A 17,089-nucleotide genomic window follows, 5' to 3' on the forward strand; every position below is an offset into this window, starting at 1 on the left:
ACTCCCCATGCAACCGATCGAATTGAAGGACGCGGCCGCCTTCGGCAGCGAATTTCTGCGCCTGACCCTGTTGCAGGGGTTCCAGTCGCTGACCAAGCGTGACCTGGAATTGTTGATCTTCGTGCTGCTCGAACGCGATGGCGCCATCTCGCGCAACAGCTCCAACGCTGCGGTCGCATTGCAGTTGCGGGTGACCTCGGCCAAGGTCAAGGCGCTGCGGCGCGATGGCTATGCGCGTTGGCGCTCGCTGGTGCCCGAAGAGGGCGACGCCGCGATGCAGCGCATCGTTGCCAACGTGCTCACCGAAGACAATCTGCGCTCGGGTGCAAAACATGTCAGCGAACGCAGCCGCAAGGAAGGCTTTTTGGCGGTGCGCATCGAACATCCCGACGACGCGCAACAGTTCGAGCAAGCCATTCTCGATGTCGGTGCGCTGCCGGTGTACGAACGCAACCGCGAAGTGGTCGCGGTGCGCTTCGACACGCTGCTGAAAATCGCCGAGCGCTGGGGCTACCTGCAACCGGACCCGCACGCCACTGTGCGCGCATTGCAGAAGCTCACGCCCACCGCAGAAGAGGTGTCGGATCTGCTCAAGAAGGACATTGCGCAGTTGCGCTGGGACGACGTGCGCCGCGCACTCAACAGCCTGGGTGCCAAGGCGGTGACAAGCACGGCGGAGGGCGGCCTGAAGGGACTACTGAAGATCGTCTTCCCCTTCATTCCCGGCTGAGTGGCGCCAACCAGAGCACTGCGCGATGCAATGCGCAGTGCTCGCTCAGGGCAACGATGCAGCAGCGCGACAAGACCCGTTCGCCGCCTCTGACACTCCAACAGCGTATCCCCATCGCCAAGCGGCGCGCCACCGTCACGCACAGCGCAAAAGGCCGCCAGGCTCTATGCTTGTGGGCTGTTCCGCATCAGGGGGATCTGATGACCAACCGCAGTCTTGCCACACTCGTCTCCACGCTGTCGCTATTGCTCTGCACTGCCGCACAGGCGCAGCAGGCGCCCACGCCGGCCAGCAGCATGCCGCTGATCGACGTGCCCAGTGCCATCCGCACCCAGCCGCTGTCCAGTGGCGAGGTCACCCATCAAACCGAACTGGAGCGCCCGCGCGGCGAATCCAGCGTGATCGTGCGTTCGATCCAGCCCAATAGCGTGGTCGGCAGCTACCGCATCGATTTTGAAGCCATGGATACCGATGGCGATGGCCGCATCAGCCGTGCAGAGGCGCAGGCCAACCCTGCCCTGGCCGATGAATTCGACGCGCTCGACACCCGTCACAGCGGTTACCTGACCCGCGAACAGCTCGCTGGCTGGCTGATCCGCTGATCCGCTGATCGTCGTACGGCGGGCGCGGCTGTACTACGCAGCCGCGCACTGTGCTTCGCATCACGCCATCGCCCCCTCTTGCAGGGCCCGCTTCGGTCGGCTAGATTGTATTTAACGGATACAATCTGGACGGACCGATGACTGCTCGCCTTTCACTTGCCGCCGATCTTGGCTACCAGCTGCAACTCGCCGCCCTGGCCTCCAGCCACGCCGCGCGCCAGGAATTGGCCGAGCTACAGCTCACCCCGGCGCGCGTGACCGCGTTGATCCACATCCGCGATCAACCCGGCTGCGACCAGACCGAGCTGGGCAACCGTCTGCTGGTCAACCGCGCCGCCGGCATGAAGATCGCCAATGCGCTGGCCGAGCAAGGGCTGATCGAACGCCTCGCTGGCCGCGACCGTCGCAGCAAGGGCCTGTACCTCACCGACTCGGGCGAGCGCACGCTGCTGGTTGCGCAGGGCTGCCTGGCGCGTGCGGGCGAACGCACCTGCACCGGCCTGCAGGCTAGCGAACAACAGACCCTGCTGCGCCTGCTCTGCAAGTTAAACGCCAGCGCTGCACTGGAGCGCGCCGCCGCGCCAGACACGGCGCTGGCCGAAGCACTCTGAGCCCATCAACACACCAGCACTCTCACGACTCGAAGGAGACGCCGCTTGAACGAGCATGACGTGGTATCGGTTCGCATCGAAAACCGCATCGCCTGGGTGAAGTTCGCGCGCCCCGACAAGCGCAACGCGATGAGCCCGGCGCTCAACCGCCGCATGATGGACGTGCTGGACGAGCTGGAGTTCGACGACAACGTCGGCGTGCTGGTGCTCGGCGGCGAAGGCACCGCCTGGTCGGCGGGCATGGACCTGAAGGAATATTTCCGCGAAACCGAAGCGCAGGGCCTGCGTGGCGTGCGGCGCTCGCAGCGCGAATCGTATGGCTGGTTCCGTCGTCTGCGCTGGTATCAGAAGCCGACCATCGCCATGGTCAACGGCTGGTGTTTCGGCGGTGGCTTCGGCCCGCTGTTTGCCTGCGACCTGGCGATTGCCGCCGATGAGGCGCAGTTTGGCCTGTCGGAAATCAACTGGGGCATCCTGCCCGGCGGTGGCGTCACCAAGGTCGCGGTGGAACTGCTGTCGATGCGCGATGCGATGTGGATGACGCTGACTGGCGAAATGGTGGATGGCAAGAAGGCTGCCGAATGGCGCCTGGTCAACGAAAGCGTGCCGTTGGAACGCCTGGAGGCACGCACCCGCGAAGTGGCCGAACTGTTGCTGCGCAAGAACCCGGTCGCGCTCAAGTACGCCAAGGATGCGGTGCGCCGCGTCGGCACCATGACCTACGACGAAGCCGAGGATTACCTGGTACGCATGCAGGAAGCGGCCAACTCGTTCGACAACAACGCCCGCAAGGAAGGCATCCGTCAGTTCATCGACGAGAAGAGCTACAAGCCCGGCCTGGGCGAGTACGACCTCAGCAAACACCGAGCGTAAGCGCGTCCTACGGCGTCCGAAGCGGTGCGCGTTGTGCGTGCATCGCTGGCGCTGCCAGTGGTTTTCTGCACCGAGGAGGGAGTATGGAAGCCTTATTCGAAACGCTGCGCGGCATCGCCGCGCGAGGTCCCCTGGGTCTGTTCATCGACGGGCAATGGCGCGCAAGCACCGGCGATCGCTCGGTCGATGTGATCGCGCCGCATACCGAAGAACGGCTGCTGCGCTACACCGAACCCTCGCACGCAGATACCGAAGCGGCCATCGCAGCTGCACGCCGCGCCTTCGACCACGGCCCCTGGCCGCAGCTCTCCCCGCAAGCGCGCAGCGTGGCACTCAAGCGGGTGGCCGACCACTTGCGTGCACGCATGCCGGAGTTGGCCGAAGCATGGACGGGCCAGGTCGGCGCGACCCTTGGCTTCAGCAAGCGCGCCTCGCAGCAGGCGCCGGATTTATTCGACTACTACGCCGACCTGATTGCCACCCACGCATTCGTCGAACCACGTGTGCGCCCCAACGGTGGCCGCGTGCATGTGGTGCAGGAGCCGGTCGGCGTGGTCGCCGCGATCACGCCCTGGAACGCGCCGCTGGTATTGCTGTGCTACAAGGTCGCCGCCGCGCTGGCTGCCGGCTGCACGGTGGTGGCCAAGCCCTCGCCGGAAACGCCGATCGATGCCTATATCCTGGCCGAGTGCATCAGCGCCGCCGGCGTGCCCGATGGCGTGTTCAACCTGCTCCCCGCCGGCCGCGAGGTGGGCGAGCAATTGATCCGCCACCCGCACGTGGACAAGGTCAGCTTCACCGGCTCCACCCAGGCCGGCCGCTCGATCGGCATCGCCTGCGCCGAGCGCCTGGCACGGGTTGGGCTGGAGCTGGGCGGCAAATCGGCAGCAATCGTGCTGGAGGACGCCGACATCGCCAAGGTGCTGCCCACCCTGGTGCCCTACTCCATGCCGATCGCCGGACAGGTGTGCTTCTCGTTGACGCGCGTCCTGGTGCCGGCGCAGCGCCGCGAAGAAGTCCTGCAGGCATATTGCGCGGCACTGAGCGCAGTGAAGCTGGGCGACCCGTTTGCGGCAGACACCGGGATGGGCCCGTTGGCCCTGGGCCGCCAGCTCGAGCGTGTGCAGTCCTACATCGCCAAAGGCAAGGCGCAGGGCGCACGCCTGGCCATGGGGGGAGGCCGCCCGGCACACCTGTCGCGCGGCTTCTTCGTCGAACCGACGGTGTTTGCCGAGGTAACGCCGGACATGACCATTGCGCGCGAGGAAATCTTCGGACCGGTGGTGAGCTTCATCGACTACCACGACGAAGCCGACCTCATCGCCAAGGTCAATGCCAGCGACTACGGCCTGCACGGCACCATCTACAGCGAAGACGCCGAACGCGCCTATCGCATCGCGCGCCGCGTGCGCAGCGGCAGTCATGCGATCAACGGCATGTGGGTCGATATCAGCATGCCGTTTGGTGGCTTCAAGCATTCGGGTATCGGCCGCGAAGGCGGTATCGAAGGTCTGCATGCCTTCCTCGAAACCAAAACCCTCTACCTGAGCTAGCGCACAGTCGAAACAACGCGCGCCTGCGTGCGGACTGGCATGCACACATCGCCAACCGATAGCGCATTGCGTGCCTGCTATGCGCAGGCGCACGCGTGGGCTGCATCCGCCACGTGCGCATCACGTTCTCCGGGACGTCTAAACCTTTCGCACGCAGCACTCGCACTCACACCCAGTCACTTCCCACTCTTCCAGAAGACCGCGCCATGGCCATGCCGACCGACTCGATCGCCTTCCACGCCCGTCTCTCGCCGCAACAGTTTGCCGCACGCGACCTAGTGCTGGGCCTGAAATGGACCTATGCCGAACTGGACGCCTTGGTGGGCCGCCTGGCGGCCTTGTTGCGCCGGCGTGGCTGCGTCGATGGAGAGCGGCTCGCCGTGCTGGCGCGCAATTCGGTGTGGCAGGTGGCCTTGCACTTCGCCTGCGGGCGGGTCGGCGCGATCTATGTACCGCTCAACTGGCGGTTGAGCGCGAGCGAGCTCGATGCGCTCCTGCAACGCGCAGAGCCACGCGTATTGCTGGGCGACGATGTCGCTGCCGGTCGCACGGACATGGAAGCCTTGGCAGGCTTTATCGCGAGCGCCGATGCACTGGAGCCTGCCGACACGCCATCGATTCCGCCGGATCGTGTCAGCCTGATCCTGTTTACCTCCGGCACCTCGGGTCAGCCCAAGGGCGTGATGCTCAGCGAGCAGAACCTGCAGCATGCCGCGCATAACTTCGGCGTCACCACACGCGTGGACGCACGCAGCAGCTTTCTGTGCGAAGCACCGATGTTCCACATCATCGGCCTGGTCACCAATGTGCGCTCGGCGCTGGCGGTGGGCGGTTCGATCCAGGTCTCCAATGGCTTCGATCCCAAACGCTCGTTGGGCTGGCTTGCCGATCCATCGCTGGGAATCACGCATTACGTCGGCGTGCCGCAGATGATGCAGGCATTTCGCAATCAGCCCGGCTTCGATGCGGCAGCGCTGCGCCACCTCACCGCATTGGTCAGCGGCGGCGCGCCGCACGCCAGCGACGATCTGCTTGGCTGGCTGGACGATGGCATCCCGATGGTCTGCGGCTTCGGCATGAGCGAAGCCGGCACGGTGTTCGGCATGTCGGTGGACTGCGATGTGATCCGCAACAAGCTGGGCGCGGCCGGCATCGCAACGCCATCGGTGCAGACGCGCGTGGTCGATGACCACGGCAACGACTGCCCGGCGGGCGTTCCCGGTGAATTGCTCTTGCGCGGTCCCAACCTCAGCCCCGGTTACTGGCGCGACCCGCACGCGAGCGCCGACGTGCTCGATGGGCAGGGCTGGTTCCGTACCGGCGATATCGTGCAGCGCGATGCCGACGGCTTCTTCTGGGTCGTCGACCGCAAGAAGGACATGTTCATTTCCGGCGGCGAGAACGTGTACCCGGCAGAGATCGAAGCGTTGCTCGCAGACCATCCGGACATCCGCGAGTGCGCAGTGGTCGGCCTGGCCGACCCGCAGTGGGGCGAGGTGGGCTATCTGGCGATCGTGCCGGCCGCTGCGGCGCCGGACCTGGAGGAGATCCGCACCTATCTGACCGCACGGCTGGCCAAGTACAAGGTGCCCAAGCATCTGCGGTTGGTGGATGCCTTGCCGCGCACGGCGACCGGCAAATTACAAAAAGCGCGCTTGAAGGACACCTTGGCCAGTGACACCTGAGGTGCCGTCGCATCGGGCGCGCATGCGCACCGCCAACTGCAACGGGCAGCCTGGGCTGCCCGTTGCTGTGGCGCGGCGCACGACCCGCCGTGTGCAGCCGCGCGCGACAACCCGTTGCGCGTTGATGCAGCTCAGCAGGAATCGCGAAGCGCCGCGCGTTGCGCCGGCCTTACGCGATCACGCAGAGGCATCCAGCAGCACATCGTCTTCGCCAACGCGGTCGTCCACCCACACCGCGCCCTGTTCGGCCATGAGGGCCAGCTGGTGCTCCAGCTCGCGCATCAGCAAGCGCACGCCCGGCTTGTGGATTGCGGCGCCATCGCGATAGATCACCCCGCCTGCGCGCGCCTGCGAGGGCTGCTGCAGCTGGAAGGCACGCAACTCGCCGCGTGCGATGTCGCCGGCCACCATCATGCTCGGCATCACCGCAATGCTGTCGGTGCCGAGCAGGATCTCGCGCGTGAAACTGGCCGAGCTGGAACGCAACTGGTCGCGCGTTGCAAGACCGTGCTCGCGCATGACCTGCGCCACGTCGCGTTCGACATGCTGGCTCAGGGTCGGCAGCACCTGCCGGTACGCGACCGCCTCGGCAACGCGCACCGGCCCATTGGCGAACAGCGGGTGGTCGCTGCGCGCCACCAGCGCAATCGGGTCCTGGTACAACACCTTGCGAATCAGTGCGTCGTAGCGGGCCAGCGGATACAACCGCCCGACCACCAGATCGATCTCGTTACCGGCCAGTTTGGGCAACAGCTCATCGGTGCGCCCGTGCAGCAGGCGCACCCGCAGCGTGGGCTCGGTGCGATACAGCGCGGCCAGCACCGCCGGCAGCAGACCGCTGGCCGCCACCGGCAAGGCACCCACGGTGATCGTGAGCGCATCGTCCTGCAGAAGCCCTTCGAAGGTGTCCTGGGCGCGTCGCAGCTGCCCAAGTACCACATGCGCCGTCTGCACCAGCACCTCGCCCATCGCGTTGGGGCGAACGCCGCGCGAATGCCGCTCGAACAGCGGCGCACCGACGATCTCTTCGATCTCCTGCAAGGCGCGCGTGAGCGCAGGCTGGGTGACATTCAAGACGCGTGAGGCGCGCAACAGGCTTTTCTGTCGGTCCAGCGCCTCGATGACACGCAGGTGCCGCACCTTGATGCGGTGTTCGAAGAACACGGAGGACATGGTCATTGGGGGAGACCTTGGGTTGGGAAGTCGGGTAACGCGACGATGCGGCGCTGAGCCGATACGCCCGGCTCAGCGCGCATGGGGCACACGCCGTGTCTGCATGAAGTCTTCGAACGATTCGCCGCGCATGATGGCGTAGACCTGCAGATTGGTCATGCGCACCACGCGCGCAAATTTTTCGATGACGAAGAAGTTGGCGCCGTACTGCACTAGGCCCAGCCAGTCGCGTGCACGGATCAGCGCCTTCTCCTGCTCGGTGAGTTCGGCTTCCTGCATCAATGCTTCTGCATCCTGCAAGAAACGATCGCGCCACGGGGCGCGGATCATGTGCCAGAAAAAGCGGTTCAGGCGCAGCGCGCGATTGCTGGTGCGCAGATCGAACAGGTACGTGCCGCCGATCTGCTCCATGCCATGGGTTTGCGGATTCATCAGCACCTCCTCAGGCCGCAGCGGCAGTGCGCGCAAGCAGCTCGGCCGAACGCGGCGCGCCGGCCGCTTCTTCGCCCGGCTCGTACAGCACCACGGTCATCGCCGTGGTGGTCATCAGGTAGTAGTTCTGATGCAGCTTGCGGATCGGCCCATCTAGCGCGCCGCGCATCGCCAGCCACATGATCTGCTCCACGCTCTCCGCACCGCCCAGGCGCACGTAATCGGTGTGGGTGAGATCGGTGAGTGTCTCGGGCGCATGCTGGAACCGGTCCAGAAATTCCATGTCCCATTCGGTGTTGTTGAAGCCCGTGCGCTCGCCATGGATCTGGTGCGATAGCCCACCGGTGCCCACCACCACCACCCGAAGATCTTCCGGATACGATTCGATCGCGCGGCGCACTGCCTGGCCCAGGCGATAGCAGCGCCGCGCCGTCGGCAGCGGGTACTGCAGCACGTTGATGGCGATCGGCACCACCGTGCCCGGCCAGTCCGGCACATGCGGCCACAGCAGCGGCAGCGGCGCTGCGCAGCCGTGGTCGATCGGCTTGTCCTGGAACACGGTCAGGTCGAATTCGTCATTGACCAGGCATTCGGCGATATGCGCCTGCAACTGCACGTCGCCGCGGATCGGCGGCAGCTCGCGCAGCCCCGCGCCTTCGTCGGCAACCGGAAAGCGTTCGCCCACGCCCAGCGCGAAGGTGGGATACAGATCGAAGAAGAACGTCGTGCAGTGGTCGTTGTAGAAGAACACCAGCACGTCGGCCCGTTGCTCGGCCAGCCACGCGGCCACTGGCGTGTAGCCGTCGAACAACGGTTTCCATACCGGGTCCTGCTGCTTGCCCTTGTCGTAGGCCACCCCGATGGTGGGAACGTGCGAGGTCCCGATACCGCCGATGATGCTTGCCATGTTGTGCTCCTGCGACGCGGGCCGGGCCCGGTCGGGGCAGGCGCGCATCAGTGGGTGATTGGGATCTGCAACGCAATGGATCCCAACAAAGGACGACCAACGACTTCGGATCGCCAAAACGGTATCCTTGGGATCCAAATTGCCATCAAGCGATCTCATCCGCAAGGTTTTTATACACGTAAGTGCGAGTTTTCCCTGTCGAAGGAACGTGCGCTGCGGTATGGCGCGAGAGAATGGAGCCAATGGCGAACAACCACCGATTGCAAGCGATTCAGCAGCTACGCGAATTGATCCTGTGCGGCACCTTCGCGCCGGGCGAGCGCCTCACCGAGGCGGCACTGGCCGAGCGCCTGGCACTTTCGCGCACGCCGATCCGCCAGGCCCTACCGGCGTTGTGCCAGGAAGGCCTGCTGGTGCAGGCAGGCAACCGTGGTTACGCCGTGCGGCGCTTCAGCCAGCAGGAAAGCCTGGATGCACTAGCGGTGCGCGCAGTGATGGAAGGCATGGCCGCGCGCACCGTCGCCGAACGGGGCGCCCCCGCCGAGTTGCTCGCCACCTTGTACGCCTGCCTGGGCGAAGGCGACCGCATCCTGGCCAGCCGCAATCTCCGTGCCGACGACGAGCAGGCATATGGCGCAATGAATGCCCGTTTCCATCGCGCCATCGTGGAGGCGGCCAACAAGCCGATCCTGACCGAAACGGTGGAGCGCTGCACTTTGGTGCCGTTCGTCAGCCCGGTCAACGTCGTGTTCGGCCAACGCACTGCCGCGCTTGCCTACGACGATCTGTTTTACGGACACAGGCAACACGGCGCGATCGTCTCGGCCATCGAGCAACGCGATGGCGCACGCGCGGAATTGCTGTTCCGCGAACACGCCAACACGCAACGGCACAGCATGGGACTGTGAGACGAGCGCTTTGCTCGTCGATACCCCTGCGCGCCAAGCACCCGGCTTGAGCGATAAGGCCGGCCCCCCTGCGCAAGCAGGTTCGCGTGACGGATCGCATCGCATCAGCATCGTCCACATGCCGGCACCGCGGCACAGGCAATGCAGGACACATGACCCGCACACGTTACAGCGAGTGCACAATCATCAGGTTGTAGCTATTGCCCGCCACCGAGTTCTCGACCTCGATGGGGAGGTAAACGTTGAAGTTGAGAAGGTTCTTTTCGTCGAACCGCCAGGACAACCCGGGACCAACGTAGAACTGCCTGCGCTTGCTGTCGGGAATGCTCTGGTCGTTGGTGCGGTTGTTCTTTAACTGCTGCAGGTAATACCCATTGATGCCCAGACGCAATTGTTCGGTGACCTTGACCGAGCTGGCGAAGTTTGCCCACAGCACATCGCCGGCCTGGCCGTTGCGAAAACGGAACCCGGGAATCGGCGGCACACCGCCGGCGCGGCTGGTGCGGAAGTTGTAGAGGTAATTCAGCCGCCCGCTGATTTCCCAGTTGTCGCTGGGTTGCACGGTGAAGGCCCAATGCGGTGCGACCGACCAGAAACCGGTGCTCTGGTTGATGGCGACATCGCGATCGAACTTGCCCACGGGCGCGAAGGCGTCGATGGCAAATCGCTGGAAGAACAGCACCCGCCCATCGCGCATCACCGGCGGCATCTGCAGCGCCGGCCCGAACGAGATATCGCCCAGACCCAAGCCATTGCTGCTCAAGCGCACCGGGCTATCGGCAGCGACGGAGGTGTCGTAATTGACCAGCGGCACGATCGCATTGAAGCTCAACGAACCGCCCTTCCAGGTGTAGGGCGTGACGTAGATGAGCTGGGTCAACGCGACGCTGACCCCGACGTTGGGGTCGCGGAACGCCGGCGAATTATCGCCGTTGGCATTTTTGATCGCATCGAAATCGTAGTACCGCAGATACTCGATGGCCGTCCATCCAGGCTTCATGGAACTGAAGCCATCTAGAAAACTGGTGCCACCCAAATTGATGCCTTGCGGTGGCGCCGCGGTTTCCGGCACGGCCTGCGCCCACGCTGCTGGCGACGCTGCGGCCAGCAAGGCAGCGATGATCAGCGCAGGTTGACGAGGCGACAGCGCATGCGGCAACACCGAACCACAACGAACAGACGAACGGACGCGTTCCACTAGGCGAATCTCCGATGCAAAGGGAATGGATGACTGCGATGCGACGCGACGGGGAGGGGGAGAAAACAGGACTCAAAGACGGCGGCACGCGACATGCGCCATCGGGACAGCGATGGGTAACGGTGTTGTCTGCAGCCCGGATGCGCCGACTCAGCCGGTGCCGACCCGCAGCAGCAGCGACCCGAGCCGTTGCTGGAACAACCAGCGCCCCTGCTCGAGCACCAGCACATCCTCGAAGCTGCCCAGCAATGCCGGCGATTGCGCCGTCCACGGCGGCGCTGCGGAGGTATCGCCGGCGGTGTAGAGCAGGACATGGCTGTGCGCGTGCGCCAGCGTGTGCGACTGGACGCTGACCAAGGTATTGAGCATCAGGTGGCACGTGGTGCGCGGCGCACGCTCGCGAAACGACTGCAAGATGGCCTCGCGCCCCCGCACGGGCGCATCCGGTGCACTGGGACGCGCGAACACACCATCGTCGGTGAACAACGCGGCCAGGCCGGCATGATCATGGCGGTCGTTGCACAGCGCGAACCGGCGGATCGCTTGCTCGCAGGCAATGATGATCGAGACGTCGTCGTGCATGCAGCGTTCCTCAAGGCGTGACCAAGGCAATCTCGACACCCGGCGAACTGCGTGTTTCGGCAGCAGTGGCCCCGTAGTCCCATGCGTTCGGCGGGCGCGCCATCACGCGGCCTGCAACCAGTCGCGCAGCGCGTCGCTGACGGCGGCAGGTGCTTCCACCGGCGCCATGTGCCCGCAGTGTTCGAAAATCGCCAGCCGCGCCTGCGGAATGTGTCGTGCCATGTCCTGATGCCGCGCCAATGGGCTCCACGCGTCCTGTCGCCCGACTCCCAACAACGTCGGGCATGTGATGTGCGCGAGCACCGGTGCCGCATCGGGGCGTTCCAGCAGGGCATTGGTCTGCCCAGCAAAACTTTGCGCGCTTTGCCGTTGCACCATGGCCATCAAGCCATCCATCAACGCGCCATCGGCGCGGTGATCGGGGTGCAGCATCGGCGGCAACCAGCGCTGAGCCAGCGCCTGCATTCCCTGGGCATGCGCCAGTCGCACCAATGCAAGCCGCTCTTCGCGTTCGCCGTCGCGGCGCGGCGCGATGCCTGTATCGAGCAGGGCCAGCCGCAGCACGCGCGCTGGCGCCTGGCGCATGATTTCCAGCGCGACCCGCCCGCCCATCGAATGTCCCGCCAGCGCAAAGTGCGGCGGCGCAACGTCCAATACATGCGCGGCCATCTGCGCGATGCTGTCGAAGCCGGCGAAATCCATCACCTGCACATCGGCCAGATCGCGCAGCGCGACGCGCTGCGATTGCCAGATGGCGGCGTCGCACAGCAGGCCGCACAACAACAGCACTGCCGGCTTGGACGATGGAGGCGCAGACGAGGTCATGGCGCGACTGTAGCCATGGCAGCCACGCACGTCGTATGGAACCTGCTGCCTTCGCTATAGCATCAAAGGCATATCAAGGCATGACAGACAGCCGCCGACGCCGATTCCGGCGACGGGTGCGATTGGCTCATGCGCCGCCGGAGGCGCGCTTCCACAGCGCATCGACCAACGGCGGCAACGTGCCGGCCAGGCCCAATACCGATCCGCGCAACAAGGTCAGGTGCATTTCGTCGTTGGAAAACACCGTATTGATCGCATCGAAGCCGTAGGCGGCCACGGTGTTCTCGCTGCGCCGGGTACGTGCCCAGCGTTGCAGGCGATGCGGCGCGGCCCAATCGGCACGTTTGGCCATCGCCTCGCGCACGCTCTGCCGCAATGCCGCCACATCGCGCAGGCCCAGGTTGACGCCCTGCCCGGCCAGCGGATGCACCACATGCGCGGCATCGCCCAGGGTCAGCACGCGGCCGCTGACGTACTGCTGCACCAGCTGCCGTTGCAGCGGGAAGGCAGTGCGTGCCGACACCACGCGCACCTCGCCCAGGCGCGCGGCAAAGGCCTGGGTCAACTCGCGCGAGAAATCGGCATCGTCCAGCGCCAGCACGCGCTCGGCGTCGGCATCCGGCAAGGTCCACACGATCGAACTGCGGCCATCGGCGAACGGCAGGAAGGCCAGCGGCCCGGTGGTCAGAAAGCGCTGCCAGGCGGTGGCCTGATGCGGGTGCTCGGTTTCCACGAAGGCAACCACGCCGCGCTGTGCGTAGGCATGCCGGGAGACCGGCAGCCCGGCGAGTTCACGCAGGGTGGAGGCTGCACCATCGGCGGCAATGGCCATTGCCGCTTCCAGCCGGCTGCCATCGTCCAGGCGCAGGCGCACGCTGGCGGTGTCCTGCTCCAGTTCGACCACGCGTGCCGGGCAATGCACTTCGATGCCGGCCGCATGCACGGCGGCCCACAAGCGGTCCACCAGCACGTCGTTTTCGATGATCCATCCCAGTTGCTCGCGTCCCAGCGTGTCCGCGTCGAAGCCCAGCTCGCCACCGCCACCGGCATCCCAGACCCGCATGCGCCGGTAAGGCTGCACACGCGCGGCACGCACCGCATTCCACACGCCCAGGCTGTCGAGCAACGCAGCGTTGTCGGCGGCGAAGGCATAGACACGCAGATCGGGGAGATCGGCGTGCCAGCGGACAGGCTCACGCCCTTCGACCAGGGCAACGCTCAGGCCGGCATCGTTCAACGCCAGCGCGCAGGCGGCGCCGACGACGCCACCGCCGACGATCACCGCATCACGCGTGCTGCGCCGGCTCATGCGCTGCTCCGGCACAGCTGCGGCACATCGCCACGAAAGCCCATGGCACCGCCCACCAGCATCGATTGCAGCGGGGCCGCCTGCGACGTGGCAAACAAGCCCAGGCTACGCAACGGCCGCAGCAACGGCGCCGGGTTGCCGGTGAGCCGCGCCAGACCGCTGGAAAACCCGATGGTGTGCTCGCGGTCCACCCGCCGCCGCGCCAGATACTCGGCCAGCAACGCACCGGCACCGGCATCGCTGCGATCGTGCTCGATCAATTCGGCCAGCGTCAGCGCATCGCGCAGCCCCAGGTTGAAGCCCTGCGCACCGATCGGATGCAGCGTCTGCGCGGCATTGCCCAACAGCACCACGCGCTCGGCGATGAGGCTGTTGGCCAGCACCTGCACCAGCGGATAGGCACTGCGCTCGCCGGTGGCGACGAAGCGCCCGGCACGCCAGCCGGCGGCACGCTGCAGGCGCGCCAGCCAGCCGGCGTCATCGAGCGCAGCCACGGCCTCGGCCTCGGCGCGCGCCACGCAGTGGATCGCACCGTAATGGCGGTCGCCGCGTGGCAACAGCGCAGTTGGCCCATGTTCGCCAAAACGCTCCCAGGCCGTGCCATCGGGCGGTCGTGACGCACGCACGCGCGCCACGAACAGGGTCTGCAGGAAATCGTGGGCATCGGTACCGATGTGCAGCAGCTCGCGCACCGCGCTATGGCTGCCATCGGCGCCGACCACCAGTCTGGCCTGCACACGTTGCTCGCCCGCATCGGTGGCCAGGCGCACCGCGCGCACGTCGTCCTGCACCGGCTCTATGCCGATGCACCGCGCAGGCCGGTAACGCCGCAGATGGGTCAGTTCGTCCAGACGGGTCTGCAAGGCATCGCCGAAGTCGCGTGCCACCACCACCTGGCCGAAGGCGTCGCGGCCGTAATCGGCCGCGTCCAGTTGCACGCGGCCGAAGTCCCCGGCGCGGCTGACATGGATGCGCCGGATCGGCCCGGGCGGGCTGCGCAGCTTGGCCATCACCCCGAGCGCACCCAGCGCGTTCACCGTGGCCGCGGCGAAACTGAGGTTGCGTTGATCAAACACTGCCGGCGGCGTGCCGGCCGGGGTGGCCTCCACCAGCCCGACATCCAGGCCGAGGCGGTCCAGCGCAATCGCAAGGCTGGAGCCGACCAGGCCGCCGCCAACGATCAGAACGTCATGGGGATGTGTCATTCCCACATGATAAGCCTTCGCCCCCTGCGCGTTGCCGCCAAAGGGCGGGACATCTGCCGCGCCCGCTGCCCACCTGCGCCTTGCCCGGCTCGCACGCAGCGCAGCGCGTCACGCGCTCCCCAAAACGCATGCAGCGGCTGGCACAGCGTGGCGGGCAGTCGCAGGGCGGGCGCGGACGGCGCACCCGGACGCGGCGATCTAGGCGTGGTGCAGGCCGATTCCGGGCGCCGCCCACGCGCGCCTGGCACTGCGCACTCGTTCTGCAGCTGCCGTGCCCAAGCCGCGGGCAGCACCACTTCCACGCTACACTCCAGGGCCTGTAATCCGGCCCGCTCCGCGCATGACTTCTCGCTCGCACGACACCCTGATTCTGAGTCTGCTCGCCGTATTGATGGCAGCCACGCGGATCAATCACTTCGCGCCGGTTCCGGATGCGTCCTGGGCGGTGTTCTTCATCGGCGGATTTCATCTGGCTGCGCGCACCAAGCTGGCATTTCCACTGCTGATGCTGCTGGCCGTGGCGGTGGACTGGCTGGTGATCACCGGCCAGGGCCTGAGCTTCTGGCAGCACTACTGCGTGTCGCCGGCCTACTGGTGCCTGATCCCGGCGTATTTCGCGCTGTGGGCCGGCGGCATGTGGCTGCGCCGGCACTATCATGGCGCACAGTGGAGCGCGCTGGCGCGGCTGGTGCCGGCCCTGCTGATCGCCGTGGCGTTGTGCCAGCTGATCGCCCAGGGCAGCTTCTACTGGATCAGCGCCAGCGTGGCCGACCCGACCGTGGCCGGCTGGTTCAAGAATTACACCGACTGGCTGGGGCCCTATCTGCGCAGTGCCGCGCTGTACGTGGCGGCCGCCGCGGTGATCCAGGTGGCTGCCGAGCGCCTGTCCGCACCGCGTCGCCAGCCCTACGCCGGCTAAGCCATGGGCAATCGACTCTCTCGTATCTATACGCGGACCGGCGACGACGGCAGCACCGGCCTGGGCGACGGCAGCCGGACCGGCAAGGATGCGTTGCGCGTCAATGCCTACGGCACCGTGGACGAAGCCAATTCGGCCATCGGCGTGCTGCTGGCCGCCCCCGGTGTGCCGGAGCCGATCGCCGCACTGCTGACCACCGTGCAGCACCAGTTGTTCGACCTGGGCGGCGAGCTCTGCATCCCCGGCCACGCGGCCATCGACGCGGCCGACATCCAGGCGCTGGAGACGCAGCTGGACGCCTTCAACCAGACGCTGCCCGCACTGCAGGAATTCATCTTGCCGGCCGGCGGTGAGGCCGCCGCGCGCTGCCATCTGGCCCGCACCATCGTGCGCCGGGCCGAGCGCGAGACCGTTGCGCTGTCGCGCCAGGAAGCGGTACGCAGCGAGGCGATCGGCTATCTCAACCGCTTGTCCGACCTGCTGTTCGTGTTGGCGCGCGTGCTGGCGCGTGCCGATGGTCGGCAGGAAGTCCTGTGGCGGCACGACCGCCGACGCGGTTGAGCATGTGCCCGGGTCGGCACAGAGGCTAGAGTTGCCCATGTTGGTCTTTACCCATCCCGCCTGCCTCGGTCACGACGCCGGCCCTGAGCACCCGGAGAGCCCCGCCCGCCTGGAAGCGGTCGTCCAGGCCCTGCGCGGCGCATTCCCAGATCTGGACTGGCGCGAAGCGCCGTTGGCCAAGCTGGGCGACCTGTGCCGCGTGCACGAGCGCGAGCAGGTGGATGCGGTGCTGGAAACCGCCTTCGACGGCTATCGTCAGCTGGACGTGGATACACGCATGGTGCCGGCCTCGCGCGCGGCCGCCTTGCGCGCCGCAGGCGCCGGCATCGCCGCGGTCGATGCGGTGATGCAGGACCAGGCCCGCACCGCCTTCTGCGCCGTGCGTCCGCCCGGTCACCACGCCACCGCACAGGTGTCGATGGGATTTTGCCTGTTCAACAACATCGCCGTGGCCGCCGCCCACGCCCGCGACCGGCATGGGCTGGAACGCATCACCATCGTGGATTTCGACGTCCATCACGGTAACGGCACCCAGGCGATCTTCGAACGCGACCCCACCGTGCAGTACCTGAGCACCCACCAGTCCGGGCTGTATCCGCATTCGGGCAGCGTGTACGAGCGCGGCGTCGGCAATATCCACAACCTGCTGCTGCCACCGGGCAGCGACGGGCTGCGCTTCCGTAATGTCTGGGAAGACGAGATGCTGCCGCTCGTCGATGCCTTCCGCCCGCAATTGATCCTGATCTCCGCCGGCTTCGATGCGCATCTGCGCGACCCACTGGCCGACCTGATGCTGGACGACGACGATTTCGCCTGGCTCACCGGCGCGCTGCGCACACTCGCCGACCGCCATGCACGCGGCCGCGTGGTCTCGATGCTGGAAGGCGGCTACGACCTGCAGGCGCTGCGCGAAAGCAGCGTGGCGCACGTGGCAGCGCTGCGCTGAACCCCGGCCAGGGCGCCGGTCGCGTCACCGAGTGCGATGAACCTCGCCCTCCCGGCGCCGGCGCTCTTCA

Annotated in this window: 18 protein-coding genes; 10 read left to right on the forward strand and 8 right to left on the reverse strand. The window is 66.4% G+C overall.

Annotated features, from left to right (window positions below):
- The first annotated feature begins 7 nt into the window (after nt 1–7).
- The 6 genes from AC1POX_RS17600 to AC1POX_RS17625 all read left to right on the forward strand — a co-directional run bounded on the left by AC1POX_RS17600 (nt 8) and on the right by AC1POX_RS17625 (nt 6,054).
- Nucleotides 8–730 carry a hypothetical protein gene (locus AC1POX_RS17600; protein WP_014089445.1) on the forward strand — a complete coding sequence of 241 codons (723 nt, stop codon included), beginning with the start codon at nt 8–10 and terminating at the stop codon, nt 728–730.
- Nucleotides 731–930: 200 nt separating this feature from the next.
- The gene (locus tag AC1POX_RS17605) at nt 931–1,332 is read left to right on the forward strand and encodes an EF-hand domain-containing protein (RefSeq protein WP_031421198.1); all 402 of its coding nucleotides are present in this window, start codon (nt 931–933) and stop codon (nt 1,330–1,332) included.
- Between the two features lie 137 nt (nt 1,333–1,469).
- The gene (locus AC1POX_RS17610; RefSeq protein WP_008572595.1) at nt 1,470–1,943 is read left to right on the forward strand and encodes a MarR family winged helix-turn-helix transcriptional regulator; all 474 of its coding nucleotides are present in this window, start codon (nt 1,470–1,472) and stop codon (nt 1,941–1,943) included.
- A 45-nt stretch (nt 1,944–1,988) separates the two neighbouring features.
- The gene (locus tag AC1POX_RS17615; RefSeq protein WP_008572593.1) at nt 1,989–2,816 is read left to right on the forward strand and encodes a p-hydroxycinnamoyl CoA hydratase/lyase; all 828 of its coding nucleotides are present in this window, start codon (nt 1,989–1,991) and stop codon (nt 2,814–2,816) included.
- A gap of 83 nt (nt 2,817–2,899) precedes the next feature.
- Nucleotides 2,900–4,369: an aldehyde dehydrogenase gene (locus AC1POX_RS17620; RefSeq protein ID WP_372356429.1), complete on the forward strand. Its 1,470-nt coding sequence runs from the start codon at nt 2,900–2,902 to the stop codon at nt 4,367–4,369.
- 206 nt (nt 4,370–4,575) lie between these two features.
- Nucleotides 4,576–6,054 carry an AMP-binding protein gene (locus tag AC1POX_RS17625; protein ID WP_122273238.1) on the forward strand — a complete coding sequence of 493 codons (1,479 nt, stop codon included), beginning with the start codon at nt 4,576–4,578 and terminating at the stop codon, nt 6,052–6,054.
- A 177-nt stretch (nt 6,055–6,231) separates the two neighbouring features.
- Here the strand turns inward: AC1POX_RS17625 and AC1POX_RS17630 are convergent, their stop codons facing one another.
- The 3 genes from AC1POX_RS17630 to AC1POX_RS17640 form a co-directional block, all read right to left on the reverse strand.
- Nucleotides 6,232–7,233, reverse strand: a complete 1,002-nt coding sequence (locus tag AC1POX_RS17630) for a LysR substrate-binding domain-containing protein (protein ID WP_008572588.1) — start codon at nt 7,231–7,233, stop codon at nt 6,232–6,234.
- A gap of 66 nt (nt 7,234–7,299) precedes the next feature.
- Nucleotides 7,300–7,659, reverse strand: coding sequence for a protocatechuate 3,4-dioxygenase subunit alpha (locus tag AC1POX_RS17635; protein ID WP_011346487.1), 360 nt, complete (start codon nt 7,657–7,659; stop codon nt 7,300–7,302).
- Between the two features lie 10 nt (nt 7,660–7,669).
- Nucleotides 7,670–8,566 (reverse strand): gallate dioxygenase, encoded by an 897-nt coding sequence (locus AC1POX_RS17640; protein WP_011346486.1) that lies wholly within the window; start codon nt 8,564–8,566, stop codon nt 7,670–7,672.
- A gap of 233 nt (nt 8,567–8,799) precedes the next feature.
- Here AC1POX_RS17640 and AC1POX_RS17645 point away from each other — a divergent pair, with 233 nt between their 5' ends.
- A complete protein-coding gene (locus AC1POX_RS17645; RefSeq protein WP_005917283.1) occupies nt 8,800–9,474 on the forward strand; it encodes a GntR family transcriptional regulator in 675 nt (224 codons plus the stop codon).
- A gap of 166 nt (nt 9,475–9,640) precedes the next feature.
- On the opposite strand, the gene AC1POX_RS17650 is transcribed toward AC1POX_RS17645, so the two are convergent.
- From AC1POX_RS17650 to ubiH, 5 genes are all read right to left on the reverse strand, one after another.
- Entirely contained in the window at nt 9,641–10,672 is a 1,032-nt protein-coding gene (locus tag AC1POX_RS17650; RefSeq protein ID WP_011346485.1) for a SphA family protein, read from the reverse strand.
- Nucleotides 10,673–10,822: 150 nt separating this feature from the next.
- On the reverse strand, nt 10,823–11,254 hold the full coding sequence (locus AC1POX_RS17655) for a nuclear transport factor 2 family protein (RefSeq protein WP_008572574.1): 432 nt from the start codon (nt 11,252–11,254) through the stop codon (nt 10,823–10,825).
- A 102-nt stretch (nt 11,255–11,356) separates the two neighbouring features.
- Complete coding sequence (locus AC1POX_RS17660) at nt 11,357–12,079, reverse strand: alpha/beta fold hydrolase (RefSeq protein ID WP_029818728.1); 723 nt, start codon at nt 12,077–12,079, stop codon at nt 11,357–11,359.
- 127 nt (nt 12,080–12,206) lie between these two features.
- Nucleotides 12,207–13,388 (reverse strand): UbiH/UbiF family hydroxylase, encoded by a 1,182-nt coding sequence (locus AC1POX_RS17665; RefSeq protein ID WP_136733626.1) that lies wholly within the window; start codon nt 13,386–13,388, stop codon nt 12,207–12,209.
- Nucleotides 13,385–14,593 carry a 2-octaprenyl-6-methoxyphenyl hydroxylase gene (gene ubiH / locus AC1POX_RS17670; protein ID WP_008572568.1) on the reverse strand — a complete coding sequence of 403 codons (1,209 nt, stop codon included), beginning with the start codon at nt 14,591–14,593 and terminating at the stop codon, nt 13,385–13,387. The genes AC1POX_RS17665 and ubiH overlap by 4 nt, the downstream gene beginning before the upstream one ends.
- Nucleotides 14,594–14,933: 340 nt before the next feature.
- Between ubiH and AC1POX_RS17675 the strand changes: the two genes are divergently transcribed.
- Genes AC1POX_RS17675 through AC1POX_RS17685 form a run of 3 tightly spaced genes read left to right on the forward strand, consistent with a single transcriptional unit; the run spans nt 14,934 to nt 17,019 of the window.
- The gene (locus AC1POX_RS17675; protein ID WP_008576405.1) at nt 14,934–15,512 is read left to right on the forward strand and encodes a hypothetical protein; all 579 of its coding nucleotides are present in this window, start codon (nt 14,934–14,936) and stop codon (nt 15,510–15,512) included.
- A gap of 3 nt (nt 15,513–15,515) precedes the next feature.
- Nucleotides 15,516–16,073 carry a cob(I)yrinic acid a,c-diamide adenosyltransferase gene (locus tag AC1POX_RS17680; RefSeq protein WP_008576403.1) on the forward strand — a complete coding sequence of 186 codons (558 nt, stop codon included), beginning with the start codon at nt 15,516–15,518 and terminating at the stop codon, nt 16,071–16,073.
- A gap of 37 nt (nt 16,074–16,110) precedes the next feature.
- Nucleotides 16,111–17,019, forward strand: a complete 909-nt coding sequence (locus AC1POX_RS17685) for a histone deacetylase family protein (protein WP_008576401.1) — start codon at nt 16,111–16,113, stop codon at nt 17,017–17,019.
- The last annotated feature ends 70 nt before the right edge of the window (nt 17,020–17,089 follow it).

The sequence above is a fragment of the Xanthomonas sp. NCPPB 3442 genome (genome assembly GCF_056725145.1).